The organism is Rahnella sp. 2050, from assembly GCF_040544515.1.
Lineage (GTDB): Bacteria > Pseudomonadota > Gammaproteobacteria > Enterobacterales > Enterobacteriaceae > Rahnella > Rahnella aceris.
The window spans coordinates 60,792-75,155 of the sequence record NZ_JBEPKE010000007.1 but is presented as its reverse complement, the minus strand read 5'-3'; the positions used below and the strand labels follow the sequence as shown (position 1 = coordinate 75,155).

Sequence of the window (14,364 nt, the reverse complement as noted above, 5' to 3'; positions counted from 1 at the left end):
TCCTTGAGCAATAAAATAAAGATAAGGGCGCATAATAGCGCCCTTCGTTTTTATGTCAAAATTGCCAGATCACAATCATGCAGGTCAATCAGCGACGATTACGCACCAGCTGATAACGGCGGGTGAGATATTCCACCGGCGCGCTCCAGATATGCACCAGGCGGCAGAACGGGAACAACAGGAATAGCGTCATCCCCAGCACCAGATGCATGCGGAAGATAAACGCCACGCCATCCAGATGCGCTGCCGCACCGCCACGGAAGGTCACCACGGACTGCGCCCAGCCGACCAGTTTCATCATTTCACTGCCGTCCATATGCTGCGCGGAGAACGGAATGGTACTCAGCCCGAGGGCACATTGAACCACCAGCAAAATGATGATCATGATGTCACCAAAACTGGAGGTCGCCCGCACGCGCTCGTTGCTCAGACGACGCCACACCAGCATGCCGCCGCCGATCAGGGTCATCAGGCCACAGGCCCCCCCCGCCCACATTGCCATCTGCTGTTTCACCGGCACCGGCAGAAAGGATTCATACATCCAGTGCGGCGTCAGCATACCGAAGGCATGTCCTGCGAAAATACCGAGAATACCGACGTGGAACAAAGGCGAGGCGATACGCAGCGTTTTTTTCTCCAGCAACTGGCTGGAACCGGCGCGCCAGCTGTACTGGCCATAGTCGTAACGCAACCAGCTGCCGACCAGAAATACCGTGCCGCACAGGTAGGGATAGATATTGAAAAAGAAGTTGTTGAGGAAGTCGGTCATTTGCGTGGTTCCCCCGCAGGCATTTCATCAAGGTTCAGATACTGTGGTGCGACCGCACCAGCGAAGCGTTTCTGGTGCGCAGTCTCATCGCCTGACGCACAACTTTGCTCGCCGAGGAACTTGATTTGCTCCTCTTCCCATACCGCATCCAGCGCGGCGGGTGTGTCATCACGGGCTTCCTGTCTGATGCCTTCGCGCACCGTTTCGGTCGCGATATCACTGCCGGACAGCGCCAGCAGCAGATCAAACAATTCAGCGTAATGACTGTCCCGCTCCTGCATACGGGCGCTGAGTAACGCCAGAATCGGTGCGATATCACGCAGCCCTTCCCGCGCCTGATTTTCATCACGCGTGGTCAGATATTCCAGATACAGTGGCAGGTAATCCGGCAGCTCGCGGCTGTCGATTTCCAGCCCGGCTTCACGGTATTGCCCCATCAGATCGACCATCGCCTGACCACGGTCACGGGATTCGCCGTGCACATGTTCAAACAACAGCAGCGAGGTGGCGCGACCACGATCGAACAAACCGGTATACGCCGATTGTGCATCCAGCAAATCCTGCTTACAGAACGCCGTGATATACAGCGCCAGATCAAGGCGCTGCTCCTGAGTCAGCTCCGGAGACTCTGCCACCGCTTCCAGCAGTTCAGGCTGGTGTTGCCACAATTCTTCGGACGGGTAATCAAGCAGTAAGCCTGTCAGTCGTAAACTGTTCATCAGCGGTTCCTTTCGGTTTTCGCGCCGATGTCGATGGCATCGATGCGTTTACTGTTGAACAGGTTGAATTTGCTGTCGCTGCCGTGGCAGCCGTCGCCGAAGCTGAAACCACAACCTTTGGCTTCCGGGAAGGCTTCACGCGCCTGTTCACGATGGCTGGATGGCACCACGAAACGATCTTCGTAGTTGGCAATCGCCAGATAGCGGTACATTTCTTCCGCCTGTGCCGCAGACAATCCGACCTGTTCCAGCGCGCTGGTGTCCGTTACGCCATCAACCGTTTCAGCACGTTTGAAATGACGCATCGCCAGCATACGTTTCAGGGCGCGCAGCACCGGTGCGGTGTCCCCTGCGGTCAGCAGGTTCGCCAGATATTCCACCGGAATACGCAGGCTTTCGACGTCCGGCAGCACGCCGCTGTGCGGTAAAGCACCGGCATCGGCGGCAGACTGAATCGGAGACAGCGGCGGCACGTACCAGACCATCGGCAGCGTGCGGTATTCAGGATGCAGCGGCAGCGCCAGCTTCCATTCGATCGCCATTTTGTAGACCGGCGACTGACGCGCGGCGTCCATTACCGACAGAGGAATACCGTCTTTTTCGGCCTGCGCCATCACTTCAGGATCGTTCGGATCGAGGAAGATACTCATCTGGCTTTCGTACAGGTCTTTCTCGTTCTCAACTGACGCGGCTTCGCCGATACGGTCGGCGTCATATAACACCACGCCGAGATAGCGGATGCGGCCGACGCAGGTTTCGGAACACACCGTTGGCTGGCCCGCTTCGATGCGCGGATAACAGAAAATACATTTTTCTGACTTGCCGCTTTTCCAGTTGAAATAGATTTTTTTGTACGGGCAACCGGTCAGGCACATGCGCCAGCCACGGCATTTGTCCTGGTCGATCAGTACGATGCCGTCTTCGCCACGTTTGTAGATCGCCCCGCTCGGACAGGTCGCCACACACGCCGGATTCAGACAGTGTTCGCACAGACGTGGCAGGTAGGCCATAAAGGTGTTTTCGAACTCGCCGTACATCTCTTTCTGCATGTTGGCGAAGTTCTGGTCGGCAGAACGTTTGCTGAACTCAGTGCCCAGATCGTCTTCCCAGTTCGGGCCGCCGGTAATTTTCTTCATGCGTTTGCCGGTCAGCAGCGAACGCGGACGCGCCACCGGCTGATGTTTACCGTCTTTCGCGGTATGCAGATGCTGATAATCAAAATCAAACGGCTCGTAATAATCATCGATTTCCGGCATATGCGGGTTGGCAAAGATTTTATGCAACAGGTTGGCTTTATTGCCCATGCGCGGCTGCAGTTTGCCGTTGATTTTGCGGATCCAGCCGCCCTTCCATTTTTCCTGGTTTTCCCAGTCGTGCGGATAACCCAGACCCGGTTTGGTTTCCACGTTATTGAACCACGCGTATTCCATCCCTTCGCGACTGGTCCAGACGTTTTTACAGGTCACGGAACAGGTGTGGCAGCCAATGCATTTATCGAGATTCAGCACCATGCCGACTTGTGAACGAATTTTCATTTGGCTTTCTCCTGTTGCACGGCGTCCTGCACGTAGTCATTGCCTTCATCGTCTAACCAGTCGATGCGGTTCATTTTGCGCACAATCACAAATTCATCGCGGTTAGAACCGACCGTGCCGTAGTAGTTGAAGCCGTAGGCCAGTTGCGCATAACCGCCGATCATATGGGTCGGTTTCGGGCAAACGCGGGTGACGGAGTTGTGAATACCACCGCGCTGCTGGCTGATTTCGGATCCCGGAATATTCACGATGCGTTCCTGTGCGTGATACATCATGGTCATCCCCGCTGGTACACGCTGGCTGACCACCGCACGGGCGCTCAGTGAGCCGTTGGCGTTAAACGCTTCGATCCAGTCGTTGTCCTCGATACCTAACTGTTTCGCATCGTCTTCACTCAGCCAGACAATCGGACCGCCGCGACCTAAGGTCAGCATCAGCAGGTTGTCGCTGTAGGTGGAGTGAATACCCCATTTCTGGTGCGGCGTCAGGAAGTTCAGTGCCATTTCCGGATTACCATTCGGCTTCGCATTCAGCAACGGTTGCGCCGCGCGGGTGTCGATTGGCGGACGGTACACCAGCAGGCTTTCACCGAAGGCGCGCATCCAAGCGTGATCCTGATAAATCTGCTGACGGCCGGACAGCGTGCGCCATGGAATCAACTCGTGCACGTTGGTGTAACAGGCGTTGTAAGAAACGTGTTCATCTTCCAGACCAGACCATGTCGGGCTTGAGATAATTTTGCGCGGCTGCGCCTGAATATCGCGGAAGCGGATTTTCTCGTCTTCTTTATTCAGCGCCAGATGCGTGTGGTCGCGGCCGGTATTCTGGCTCAGCGCTGCCCAGGCTTTCACCGCCACCTGACCGTTGGTTTCCGGTGCCAGCGTCAGGATGACTTCGGCTGCATCAATCGCGGTGTTGATCATCGGCTGGCCTTTCGCCGCGCCATCCGCTTTGGTGTAGTTCAGTTTTTTCAGCAAATCGACTTCGCTGTCGGTATTCCAGCTAATGCCTTTACCGCCGTTACCGAGTTTTTCCAGCAACGGACCGACGGAAGTGAAACGCTCATAGGTGTTCGGATAATCACGTTCAACGGCCATCAGATGCGGGGCGGTGCGCCCCGGGATCAGCTCACATTCGCCTTTTTTCCAGTCTTCCACACCAAACGGCTGCGCCAGTTCAGCGGCGGAATCATGCTGGATAGGCAACGTCACCATATCGGTTTCGACACCCAGATGGCCGACGCATACGCGGGAGAATTCTTTGGCGATACCTTTGTAGATTTCCCAGTCACTTTTTGAATCCCAGGCCGGATCAACAGCCGCGGACAGCGGATGAATAAACGGATGCATATCCGAGGTATTCATGTCGTCTTTTTCGTACCAGGTGGCGGTTGGCAGCACGATGTCGGAATACAGACAGGTGCTGGACATACGGAAATCAAGCGTCACCACCAGATCCAGTTTGCCTTCGCCGCCCTGCGCCTGCCATTCGACTTCTTCCGGCATCACGCCGCCCTGAATGCCTAAATCATCACCCTGAATACCGTGTTCGGTGCCCAGCAGATACTTCAGCATGTACTCGTGGCCTTTACCGGAAGAGCCCAGCAGGTTGGAGCGCCAGACGAACAGGTTGCGCGGGAAGTTTTGCGGATTGTCCGGCTGTTCAGCCGCGAAACGCACGCTGCCGTCTTTCAGGGCTGCCACGGTAAAATCTGCTGGCGATAAACCGGCGGCCTTTGCCTGTTGTGCAATGTGCAACGGGTTAACGTTGAGCTGCGGCGCAGACGGCAGCCAGCCCATACGCTCGGCGCGCACGTTGTAGTCGATCATGCTGCCCGTGAATTTGGATTTATCCGCCAGCGGCGACAACAACTCCTGCGGCGCGACGGTTTCGTAACGCCACTGGCTGGAATGGTTGTAGAAGAACGAGGTGCTGTTCATCTGGCGCGGCGGACGCTGCCAGTCCAGACCAAACGCCAGCGGCTGCCAGCCGGTTTGCGGACGCAGTTTTTCCTGCCCGACATAGTGTGCCCAGCCGCCACCACTCTGACCGACGCAACCGCAGAAGATCAGCATGTTGATCAGGCCGCGATAGTTCATGTCGAGGTGATACCAGTGGTTCATCCCGGCACCGACGATAATCATCGAACGGCCATGGGTTTTGTTGGCGTTATCGGCAAATTCGTGCGCGATGCGCTCGATGTTCTGCTGAGAAACACCCGTGATTTTTTCTGCCCAGGCTGGCGTGTAGGCTTTGATTTCGTCGTAGCCTTGCGCGCAGTTTTCGTCATTCAGACCGCGTTCAATGCCGTAGTTCGCCAGTGTCAGGTCGTAAACACTGGCCACCAGACCGGTACTGCCATCTGCCAGTTGCAGGCGTTTGACCGGCAATTTGTGCATCAGAATTTCATCCAGCGCCACGCTGTTGAAATGCTCACTGACCGCGCCGCCAAAATACGGATAGCCAACATTCACGACCTCATCATGATCATCAAGCAGGCTCAGCTTCAGGCTGACGTCTTTACCGTCTTGCCCCTCGCGGGATTCCAGATTCCACTTGCCTTTTTCACCCCAGCGGTAACCGATCGAACCTAACGGCGAGACCAGTTCGCCGGTGTTTTCGTCGAAGGCGATGGTTTTCCACTGCGGGTTATTTTCCTGACCAAGATTGTCCACCAGATCAGAGGCACGCAACATACGGCCTGCAGCATAAGAACCGTCTTCACGCGGTTCAAGCATCACCAGCATCGGCATATCGGTGTAGCGGCGCACGTAGTCAGTGAAATACTGACTTGGATTGTCGATGTGGAAGGATTTGAGGATCACATGGCCCATTGCCAGCGCCAGCGCGCTGTCGGTACCTTGTTTCGGTGCCAGCCACTGGTCACAAATCTTGGCGATTTCAGCGTAATCCGGCGTAATCGCGACGGTTTTGGTGCCTTTGTAACGCACTTCGGTAAAGAAGTGCGCATCCGGCGTACGGGTCTGCGGAACGTTGGAGCCCCAGGCGATAATATACGAAGAGTTGTACCAGTCAGCGGATTCAGGGACATCAGTCTGCTCGCCCCACGTCTGCGGAGAAGCCGGTGGCAAATCGCAATACCAGTCGTAGAAACTCAGACAAACGCCGCCGATCAAAGAAAGATAACGCGCGCCGGAAGCGTAAGACACCATCGACATCGCCGGAATTGGCGAGAAACCGATAATACGGTCCGGGCCGAAGGTTTTGGCGGTATACACGTTGGAAGCGGCGATCAGCTCATTCACTTCCTGCCAGCTTGAACGCACAAAACCACCGCGACCTCGTGCCGCTTTGTATTCTTTGGCTTTTTCCGGTTGATTCACAATCGAGCCCCAGGCATCGACCGGATCGCTGTAATTCAGTTTGGCCTCGCGCCATAACTGGATCAGCTTTTTGCGCATCAGCGGATATTTCAGGCGGTTAGCACTGTAGAGATACCAGGAATAACTGGCACCACGCGGACAGCCGCGCGGCTCGTGGTTTGGCAAGTCCGGACGGGTGCGCGGATAATCAGTTTGCTGAGTTTCCCAGGTCACCAGACCATTTTTGACGTAAATCTTCCAGCTACATGAACCGGTGCAGTTCACACCATGCGTGGAACGGACCACTTTGTCATGCTGCCAGCGGCTGCGGTAACCGTCTTCCCAGTCGCGATTGGTATTCAGCGTCTGGCCGTGGCCGTCAGCAAAAGGTTCAGCTAGCTGTTTGAAATAGCGAAACCGGTCAAGAAACTTGCTCATCCGGAACTCTCCTGTGCAAAGGCTTATTTGCGCTTTGTCATTATGTGAATGGCGGGGAATACAACTACATTGCTCAATATGGGCTCAGGGTATGCACGCGCGGGAGCCGTCTACTTGATTGCGATCAACGCCTTCGCGTCATGTATTTATTTACATAACGCCAGATACTCCCAAAGAGGTACAAATTTAAACGGGGTTAACTTTATGATTTATTGGTCATAATTTCGGAAAGAAAGCAAAAAGGCGGGAGTGACGTCATCTGACGGAAAATTGGGGGTAAGGCTGTTTGAATGTGACAGTATTGTGAAATTAGACGGGAGGTTATTGTATTTACGCCGATGTCTGGCGTAATGGTGCCACCTGCTTTGGTCACCAGAAATCCGACATGCCGACAGAAAAACCCGCCGTACTCAATTTCAACGATGAAGTCACCGGAATGATTTACGGCTTCGTTTTTCGTCCAAACCGCCCTGCCGAACGTGTTTCTTCACAACAGGTTCAGGAAGCCTGGCAGCAGATTTGCCACGACAAAGGATTCGTCTGGATCCACGTCAATCTCAATCATGCCATGTCAGAAAAATGGCTGAAAAAGCATTTTGGCGTCGGTGAGGTGTTTTTCGAGGAAATCCGCGAAGGCTCGCGCAGCACGCGCATTGAACGGCTCGATGACACGCTGCTGGCGGTGCTCAACGATGTGATTTTTCGCCCGGATGAAACCAGTGATGAAGCTTCGACGCTGTGGCTCAGTTGCCATCAGCAACTGGTGGTCACAGCACGCCATAAACCGGTCAGGCTGATCGAGCAATTATTCAAACGACTGGAGCACCTGAACATCAGCACGCCCACCGCGCTGCTGGTGCATCTTTTAGAAGAACAGGAAGATTTACTGGAACACATTGTGCGTCGGGCCAATCAGTACGTGGACACCATCGAAGAGCGACTCCTGAGCCATCACGTGAAAAAGAACCGCGCCGATCTGGGGCGTCTGCGCCGGATGCTGCTGCGGTTTCAGCGTTTACTGGCACCGGAACCGACTGCGCTTTTCCGCCTGCTGAACCGCCCTCCTACCTGGATAGCTCCCGCTGTGGTCCAGGATTTACGGCAGTTTGCCGAGGAATTTTCTGTGGTGCTCAATGACCTTATCGCGCTGACCGAACGCATCCGGTTATTGCAGGAAGAAATCACTTCACGCCAGATGGAGCAAAGCAACCGCACGCTGTATGTACTGACCGTGATCACCGTGCTGGCGCTGCCGATCAATATTGTGGCCGGTTTCTTTGGCATGAACGTCGGGGGCATTCCGCTTGCCAGCAATCATCACGGTTTTATTTTGCTGGTGATGATTGTCGGCGTGTTTACCCTGCTGGCGGGCTGGTATGCATTAAGGCATCGCGACGACGGCTGATGGCCGCGAACCGCACAACAACTACAGGAAATCTTTGGCTTTATTCAGCAGCGAGGCTTTGGTGATCACCCCCAGCAGACGGCGGGATTCAGCGTTTTCCAGCACCGGTAAACGTTCAAGCGGCGAATTGCTGAACATCGCCCACGCCTGTTCGTAACTGGCCTGCTGGAAAATCGTCGTGAATTCCTGCTCGATAAACGGGCCAATCGGGCTGCCGGATTTCACGCTGCCATCGATAAGCCCTGCTGCCACCACATTGGTCGGCACTACGCCGAGAAAACGCTCCTCCCTGTCCACCACGTACACATATCGCGTGCGCTGTTTCAGCCCTTCGCTGACCACTTCAGACAGCGAGGCATCAACATACATTTTCGAACATGGCGAAATCAGTGACGCCACCGTACTGTATTCAAAGGCATTTTTCGCCGCAAACCGCGCGTTATGACGTGTCAGCACCGGATACGTGCCACCGACTTTCAGGCGTGAGGCCACGACATAAGAAATCGCCGTCGCCAGCATCAGCGGGAACAGCAGCGAACTGTTGAGGGTCATTTCAAACGCCATCATGATCGACATCAGCGGCGCATGACTGGTCGCCGCCAGCAATGCGCTCATGCCGATCGCGGCATATAAACCGACCGGACCGGGATCGAACCCCAGCCATTGCAGGAAATTACACACCAGCGCCCCGCCTGCCGCACCAATCAGTAACGACGGCGTAAACAACCCGCCGACCGCACCGGACCCGATGGTGATCGCTGTGGCGACAATTTTCAGGATCAGCAGCACCAGTAACGACGTCTGCAAATCGCCGTTATTGAGGATTAAATCAATCACCTCAAAACCGTTACCCAGCACCAGCGGCGACATCATCGCGATCAACCCGACGCCCAGCCCGCCGAGCCCCAGGCGCAGCGCGGGATGCGAGATGGGTTTCATCCACTGACGGACTTTATCGATTGATGAGATGAATAGCGGCCCGAGAATCCCCGTCGCCATGCCGATAATCAGCACGGTGAAAATCGCGCCGAAAGACGGGCTGAAAGAGGCAGAAGAATACAGATACAGTGGCGCGTAATCGGTCAGAGAACGGACAGTAAGCACCGCGACCGACGCCGAGATAAACAACGGGATCAGTCGCTGAACTGCGGTCACACCAAAGGCGATTTCCGCCACAAACAGCGCGCCGGCAAACGGGGCGTGATACACCGCCGCCAGTCCGCCCGCGGCGGCCATGGCGATAATATCTGACTGATGTACACCTTTGAAACGCGAAAAACGCCCGAGCAGACTGCCGCTCAGCGCGGATAACTGCACCATTGCCCCTTCGCGACCGATTGAACCACCGCTGGCAATACTGGCTAGCGACGACAGCCCGCGCAGCACGGTACTGACCACCGGAATGCCCGGCAGACGCTGATCGATAACATCCAGATAATCAGGCATTTTGCCGTGCTTGTTTTCGTAGCGCAGCGCCAGGATCAGGATAAAACCGGCAATGACGCCGCCGGCTGTGGTGATCAGCGGCCAGACAATTTTGGGATATTCATTGAAAGCTTTGGTGATGTCGCTGCCATCGGTGAACATCAGGCCGTTAATGCCCGAAATCGCCCCGCGAAAAGCGATTGTCACCAGCGCGGCAATAATCCCGGCGGGAATGGCGATCAGCAGGTTAATCAGATCACTCTTTTGCAGGACGTCAGGGTTGAAAGCTTTCAGGCTCATAAGATCTCAGTGGTCGAAAACAGTGACAGGCAGAATACCGATGGAAATCATTATCATGCTCATCAGCCCGACGCAACCCGGGGCGTGGCTTAAAATCGAAAATTGTTGTCCCCCGCCTGTTCCGCCGCCACGCTGATAAAGTGCGGTCACTACGCCGCCAATGCAGCGTAAACATTCTGCGCGCTTTGCCGCACTTATGCCGTCCCCTCTGTCGGACGATGCAAATTCTCTGGAAAACATCCTGCAAAATCCTAAACAACCGCTTTCGCTAAATGCATGAAGCATTAAAGTCACGTTCGTTCCCGGGAGAACAATCCCTATACAACGGCAAAAGACTCTGTTAATTTATGCACCGAAGCACAGTGCAACAAGGCTTCGGTGCCCCACCTTAAAAATCAGGATGGGTTCATCTCATGAACGATATGCTCAGGATAAGCAGTTTCCGCGATCAATGGCTGGAAGACTTTTTCCACTTCGCCACTCCCCATCGCAAAATACCCTGGACGCTGGCAACTGCTCTGGAAAGGAAGCTGGATATGATCAATGCCGCAATGGATTATCGCGATTTACTCTGGCCCCCGGGCAATCGCTATGAAGATCTGGCCCCCCCGTTAAAGGGATTTTCATCGATCAGGGTGAATGAGCAGTACCGTCTGATTTTTTACTGGCGGGAAGGAAAAGCACATGGCCTGTATTTAGATCCCCACGGTTACAGGAGTTACCGGTAATTATGAGCATATTCGCTTTGATGTTAATGAAGACATACCAGAAGGAACATCGTATGGCTGTGACCACACGTAAACCCGCTACCGTTGGTGATATTTTACTTTACGAATTTCTCGAGCCTGCAGGCCTGCGGATCAACGATCTCGCCGACATGCTGAATGTTCACCGCAATACCATCAGCGCGCTGGTGAATAACAACCGCAAACTGACCGTTGATATTGCCTTCCGGCTGGCAAAGACATTTGAGACCTCTGTCGAGTTTTGGTTAAACCTGCAAACCAATGTCGATATTTGGGAAGTGCGCAATAACCCGCGCCTGATGGATGACATTAACAAAGTCGCCCATCTGAAAGATTTTATGAAAAAGTCATGAAAACTCCGCAGCAGACAAGCCTCAATGGCGCGTTCAGGAACCTGCTGACAGGAGCGACCCCGAGACCTGTGGCCCGGGGTCATGACTTGAGAATAAGGGACGATGAAACCCCTCTTATTCCTTACTCACCGTATCCAGATACAACTGGCTCCCCGCCACATTCTGGCTCGCACCTTTCACGTTATCGCGGATGGCCACCAGCAACTTGCTTTGCAACGCCACCACAAAGGGTGAGTTTTTCTGCAATTCACGCTGCAAATCTGCATACAGCGCCTTGCGTTTGGTCGGGTCAGATTCCGCCGCCGCTGCGCGGGTTTGTTTGCTGATTTCCGGGATCACCCACTGAATACGCTGTGCCAGTGTTTTCGGCCCGTTCGGCACGTTATAGGCAAAGGTACTGGCGTTGGTGTTCGGGTCGAGGTAATCCGCACCCCAGTAAGTGAAGATCGACTGGAATTTATGCGCGCGCATGCGGGTCAGCACATCGCTTTCCACCAACGGATGCACCACTAAATTGATATCGGCTTTGGCAAAGCTGGCCTGCAACGCCTGCGCGATATCGGAATAAGGTGGCTGGTTAATCACGATTAAATCGATTTTAGTCCCCGGTGCAATGCCGCCTTTGTTGAGAATGGCTTTGGCTTTCGCGACGTCGTATTTGAACGGCTGATCGTCAATGGCACCGGCTAAACCGTCCGGCAGGAAAGTCTGATGAATGCCGTACTGGCCTTTGAGCAGATCGGTTGAAATACCCTGGTAATCTACCAGCCAGCGGGCAGCCTCCCAGAGTGCGGGATTCGCCAGCGCCGGTTGGGTGGTATCGCCGACGTTAAACGCCAGATAGAACACTTTCGCCGCCGGGAACTGGGCGACATGTACACCCTTTTCTTTTTGCAGCGAGCTGAACTGATCCGCGCCTAAATCGTATGCCACGTCAGCATCACCATTAAGTACCAGCAGACGGCGGGTAGAAGGATCACCGACATTTTTAAAGAGGACGTTTTCCAGCTTCGCCAGCGGTTTGGCATTCGGGTTACGTTTGAAGATTAGCGCTTCGTGAGGCACATAGTTACGCACTTCAAAGGCACCGCTGCCTGCTGAACGTGAACGCAGCCAGCTGTTGCCGAAATCGTTCTGATCGACATGTTCTTTCAACAGCTTGCTGTCAACAATGCCTGCCACCGGCGCGGATAAAATGCTCAGCACCAGACCACTGCCGATATCCGCAGGCCAGCTCAGCTGCACTTTATCGTCCGACAGTTTTTTCAGATTGCCGTCGACATTTTCTGGTGTCCAGCCCAGTTCGCCGAGAATAAACGACGGGCTTTTATTGAGTTTGACCACGCGACTAAAGGAATAAATCACGTCGTCAGCGGTCAGCGGATTGCCGCTGGCAAACTTCTGCCCCGGCTTAAGGGTGAAAATCAGGCTGTGCGCGTCAGGCCCTGGCTGCCAGCTGGCGGCGGCGTCCGGGTCGAGTTGATCGGGATGCTGACGGTTTGAAACCACCAGCTGCTGATACAGGTTAACCAGATTGCCGGAACTGACGGTTTCAAAACTCTCCGCCGGATCCAGGCTGATAATACCTTCGAGCGAACCGGCTACCACCAGCGTATCCGCAGGTGTCGCCGCATCCACACGGGTTGCCGCCATCATGAGCAGAAATAACAGGGAAGGAACACGTACTTTCATTGAGGTCGATCTCCACAGGTGAAAAGACAGTTTTTCCGAGTGTAGAGGTGCAACGGCAAGGCCCGAACAATGAAATAAAGCTTTGTTATTTAATAAATTAGATTAAGCATTTTCCAGCTCCCTCCCCCGCGAAGGGGAAGGACTACGTCAAGACGTAACCCTTGGCCATATGCACCGCACGATCACACATATGGTCAATCACATCCGCATCGTGGCTGACCAGAATCATGGTCAGGTCGCTGCTGGCTTTCAGGTCGTTGAGTAAATTGAGAATTTCCGCCTGTACAGACATATCGAGGGCAGACGTCGGTTCATCAAGCAGCAGCAGTTTCGGTTTAAGCAGGAGTGCGCGGACAATTGCCACGCGCTGACGCTGGCCACCGGAAAGCTGATGCGGATAGCGGTTCATCAGCGCCGGATCCAACCCGACCTGGCGAAAACCTTCGGCAATTTTCTGTTCAATATCCTGTTCATTGAGGATTTTCAGCGGCTCTGCCAGCGTGCGCAGCAGCTTGTGTTTCGGGTGCAGCGAGGCATAAGGGTCCTGAAAAACCATCTGCACGTCGCGGCGCAGGCTACCGGTAAAAGGTTTACCGGGTTTCACCTGATGATCAAGCAACGTCAGGCTGCCGTCCCAGTGTCCGTTCAGGCCCGCCAGCACCCACAGCAGCGAGGATTTACCGCAACCGGACGGCCCGACCAGCCCGAAGCATTCGCCTTTGTTGATAGTCAGGTTGACGTTATGTACCACCGTGCGGGTTTCGTAACCCTGACGATGCGACACGCTCAGCTGATGCAGTTCAGCAATAATCTCACTCATGGCGCGGCTCCTGTTTTAAAGAGGCCAGCAGCGCGCGATCCAGCACCGGCAGGCGTTCACCGTGGGTAAATTTGCTCGGACGGCATGACCAGAGTGTATGCGTATAAGGATGTGTAGCGTTCGCCAGCTGATCGGCTGCAAGCTCATCGAGCAGTTCGCCTTTGTACATCACCAGCACACGTTCACAATAGCGGGCGACCTGTTGCAGGTCGTGACTGATGAGGATCAGCCCCATATTTCGCTGTTCGACTAAACGCTCAATCAGCCCCAGAACCTGCTCACGCATGTCGAAATCCAGCGCGGAAGTGGGTTCGTCGGCAATCAGCCATTGCGGGTCGTTGATCAGTGCAATCGCCAGCATCACGCGCTGCCCCATCCCGCCGGAAAGTTGATGCGGATACTGCTGTTGCAGGAAAGCCGGATTCGGCAGACCGACCGCATTCAGCATCTCGGTGACCTTTTCCTGACGCTCCTTGCGGCCAAGACGGGTGTGCAGACGCAGCGGTTCTTCCACCTGTTTGCCGATTTTCTGCGTCGGATTCAGCGCATGTTTCGGATCCTGCATGACCATCGATACGCGGTTACCGCGAAGCGTGCTCCACTCACGTTCTTTGAGTGTGGTCAGATCGTTATCACCCAGCGTCAGCTGTGACGCGCGCAGCTTGCACGGATGTGGCAGCAACCCCATCAGCGCGCGGGCAGTCAGGGATTTGCCAGATCCGGACTCGCCGACCAGCGCCACACGTTCCTGTCCGACGCTGAATGACAGGGATTTTACCAGTTCCAGCGGACGTTCACCCGGCAGGTAAATGGTCATATCTTTCGCGACCAGCTTGTCG

12 protein-coding genes are annotated in these 14,364 nt (G+C 54.7%); 3 read left to right on the top strand and 9 right to left on the bottom strand.

Features of this window, described 5'->3' with window-relative positions; all coding sequences use genetic code 11:
• Window positions 1-88: 88 nt before the first annotated feature.
• From narI to ABIC79_RS21180, 4 genes are read right to left on the bottom strand one after another with little or no spacing between them, the layout of a single operon-like run.
• Window positions 89-769 (bottom strand): respiratory nitrate reductase subunit gamma, encoded by a 681-nt coding sequence (gene narI, locus ABIC79_RS21195; RefSeq protein ID WP_354568399.1) that lies wholly within the window; start codon window positions 767-769, stop codon window positions 89-91.
• Window positions 766-1,488 (bottom strand): nitrate reductase molybdenum cofactor assembly chaperone, encoded by a 723-nt coding sequence (narJ, locus tag ABIC79_RS21190; RefSeq protein ID WP_013575747.1) that lies wholly within the window; start codon window positions 1,486-1,488, stop codon window positions 766-768. Before narJ ends, narI begins: the two co-directional genes overlap by 4 nt.
• A complete protein-coding gene (gene narH, locus ABIC79_RS21185; RefSeq protein WP_037034411.1) occupies window positions 1,488-3,023 on the bottom strand; it encodes a nitrate reductase subunit beta in 1,536 nt (511 codons plus the stop codon). Before narH ends, narJ begins: the two co-directional genes overlap by 1 nt.
• The gene (locus tag ABIC79_RS21180; protein WP_112152550.1) at window positions 3,020-6,784 is read right to left on the bottom strand and encodes a nitrate reductase subunit alpha; all 3,765 of its coding nucleotides are present in this window, start codon (window positions 6,782-6,784) and stop codon (window positions 3,020-3,022) included. Before ABIC79_RS21180 ends, narH begins: the two co-directional genes overlap by 4 nt.
• Before the next feature lie 385 nt (window positions 6,785-7,169).
• Between ABIC79_RS21180 and ABIC79_RS21175 the strand changes: the two genes are divergently transcribed.
• Window positions 7,170-8,189: a transporter gene (locus ABIC79_RS21175; RefSeq protein ID WP_013575750.1), complete on the top strand. Its 1,020-nt coding sequence runs from the start codon at window positions 7,170-7,172 to the stop codon at window positions 8,187-8,189.
• Between the two features lie 21 nt (window positions 8,190-8,210).
• Here ABIC79_RS21175 and ABIC79_RS21170 read toward each other — a convergent pair whose 3' ends face one another.
• Window positions 8,211-9,914: a chloride channel protein gene (locus ABIC79_RS21170; RefSeq protein ID WP_354568395.1), complete on the bottom strand. Its 1,704-nt coding sequence runs from the start codon at window positions 9,912-9,914 to the stop codon at window positions 8,211-8,213.
• 6 nt (window positions 9,915-9,920) lie between these two features.
• Window positions 9,921-10,154 carry a hypothetical protein gene (locus tag ABIC79_RS21165; RefSeq protein WP_013575752.1) on the bottom strand — a complete coding sequence of 78 codons (234 nt, stop codon included), beginning with the start codon at window positions 10,152-10,154 and terminating at the stop codon, window positions 9,921-9,923.
• 173 nt (window positions 10,155-10,327) lie between these two features.
• Here ABIC79_RS21165 and ABIC79_RS21160 point away from each other — a divergent pair, with 173 nt between their 5' ends.
• Both ABIC79_RS21160 and ABIC79_RS21155 read left to right on the top strand, forming a co-directional pair.
• Window positions 10,328-10,642 (top strand): type II toxin-antitoxin system RelE/ParE family toxin, encoded by a 315-nt coding sequence (locus tag ABIC79_RS21160; protein WP_013575753.1) that lies wholly within the window; start codon window positions 10,328-10,330, stop codon window positions 10,640-10,642.
• A 53-nt stretch (window positions 10,643-10,695) separates the two neighbouring features.
• Complete coding sequence (locus ABIC79_RS21155; protein WP_015690029.1) at window positions 10,696-11,013, top strand: HigA family addiction module antitoxin; 318 nt, start codon at window positions 10,696-10,698, stop codon at window positions 11,011-11,013.
• A 114-nt stretch (window positions 11,014-11,127) separates the two neighbouring features.
• On the opposite strand, the gene ABIC79_RS21150 is transcribed toward ABIC79_RS21155, so the two are convergent.
• The 3 genes from ABIC79_RS21150 to ABIC79_RS21140 all read right to left on the bottom strand — a co-directional run bounded on the left by ABIC79_RS21150 (window position 11,128) and on the right by ABIC79_RS21140 (window position 14,342).
• The gene (locus tag ABIC79_RS21150) at window positions 11,128-12,705 is read right to left on the bottom strand and encodes an ABC transporter substrate-binding protein (RefSeq protein WP_015690030.1); all 1,578 of its coding nucleotides are present in this window, start codon (window positions 12,703-12,705) and stop codon (window positions 11,128-11,130) included.
• A gap of 142 nt (window positions 12,706-12,847) precedes the next feature.
• On the bottom strand, window positions 12,848-13,525 hold the full coding sequence (locus ABIC79_RS21145; RefSeq protein ID WP_121019256.1) for an ABC transporter ATP-binding protein: 678 nt from the start codon (window positions 13,523-13,525) through the stop codon (window positions 12,848-12,850).
• The gene (locus tag ABIC79_RS21140; protein WP_223509804.1) at window positions 13,518-14,342 is read right to left on the bottom strand and encodes an ABC transporter ATP-binding protein; all 825 of its coding nucleotides are present in this window, start codon (window positions 14,340-14,342) and stop codon (window positions 13,518-13,520) included. The genes ABIC79_RS21145 and ABIC79_RS21140 overlap by 8 nt, the downstream gene beginning before the upstream one ends.
• Window positions 14,343-14,364: the final 22 nt, after the last annotated feature.

Coding starts and splice junctions, on each gene's coding strand:
- narJ (WP_013575747.1), bottom strand. CDS start 1,488: ATGAACAGTTTACGACTGACAGGCTTACTGCTTGATTACCCGTCCGAA.
- ABIC79_RS21155 (WP_015690029.1), top strand. CDS start 10,696: ATGGCTGTGACCACACGTAAACCCGCTACCGTTGGTGATATTTTACTT.
- ABIC79_RS21160 (WP_013575753.1), top strand. CDS start 10,328: ATGAACGATATGCTCAGGATAAGCAGTTTCCGCGATCAATGGCTGGAA.
- ABIC79_RS21140 (WP_223509804.1), bottom strand. CDS start 14,342: ATGACCATTTACCTGCCGGGTGAACGTCCGCTGGAACTGGTAAAATCC.
- narI (WP_354568399.1), bottom strand. CDS start 769: ATGACCGACTTCCTCAACAACTTCTTTTTCAATATCTATCCCTACCTG.
- ABIC79_RS21145 (WP_121019256.1), bottom strand. CDS start 13,525: ATGAGTGAGATTATTGCTGAACTGCATCAGCTGAGCGTGTCGCATCGT.
- ABIC79_RS21180 (WP_112152550.1), bottom strand. CDS start 6,784: ATGAGCAAGTTTCTTGACCGGTTTCGCTATTTCAAACAGCTAGCTGAA.
- ABIC79_RS21165 (WP_013575752.1), bottom strand. CDS start 10,154: ATGTTTTCCAGAGAATTTGCATCGTCCGACAGAGGGGACGGCATAAGT.
- ABIC79_RS21175 (WP_013575750.1), top strand. CDS start 7,170: ATGCCGACAGAAAAACCCGCCGTACTCAATTTCAACGATGAAGTCACC.
- ABIC79_RS21170 (WP_354568395.1), bottom strand. CDS start 9,914: ATGAGCCTGAAAGCTTTCAACCCTGACGTCCTGCAAAAGAGTGATCTG.
- ABIC79_RS21150 (WP_015690030.1), bottom strand. CDS start 12,705: ATGAAAGTACGTGTTCCTTCCCTGTTATTTCTGCTCATGATGGCGGCA.
- narH (WP_037034411.1), bottom strand. CDS start 3,023: ATGAAAATTCGTTCACAAGTCGGCATGGTGCTGAATCTCGATAAATGC.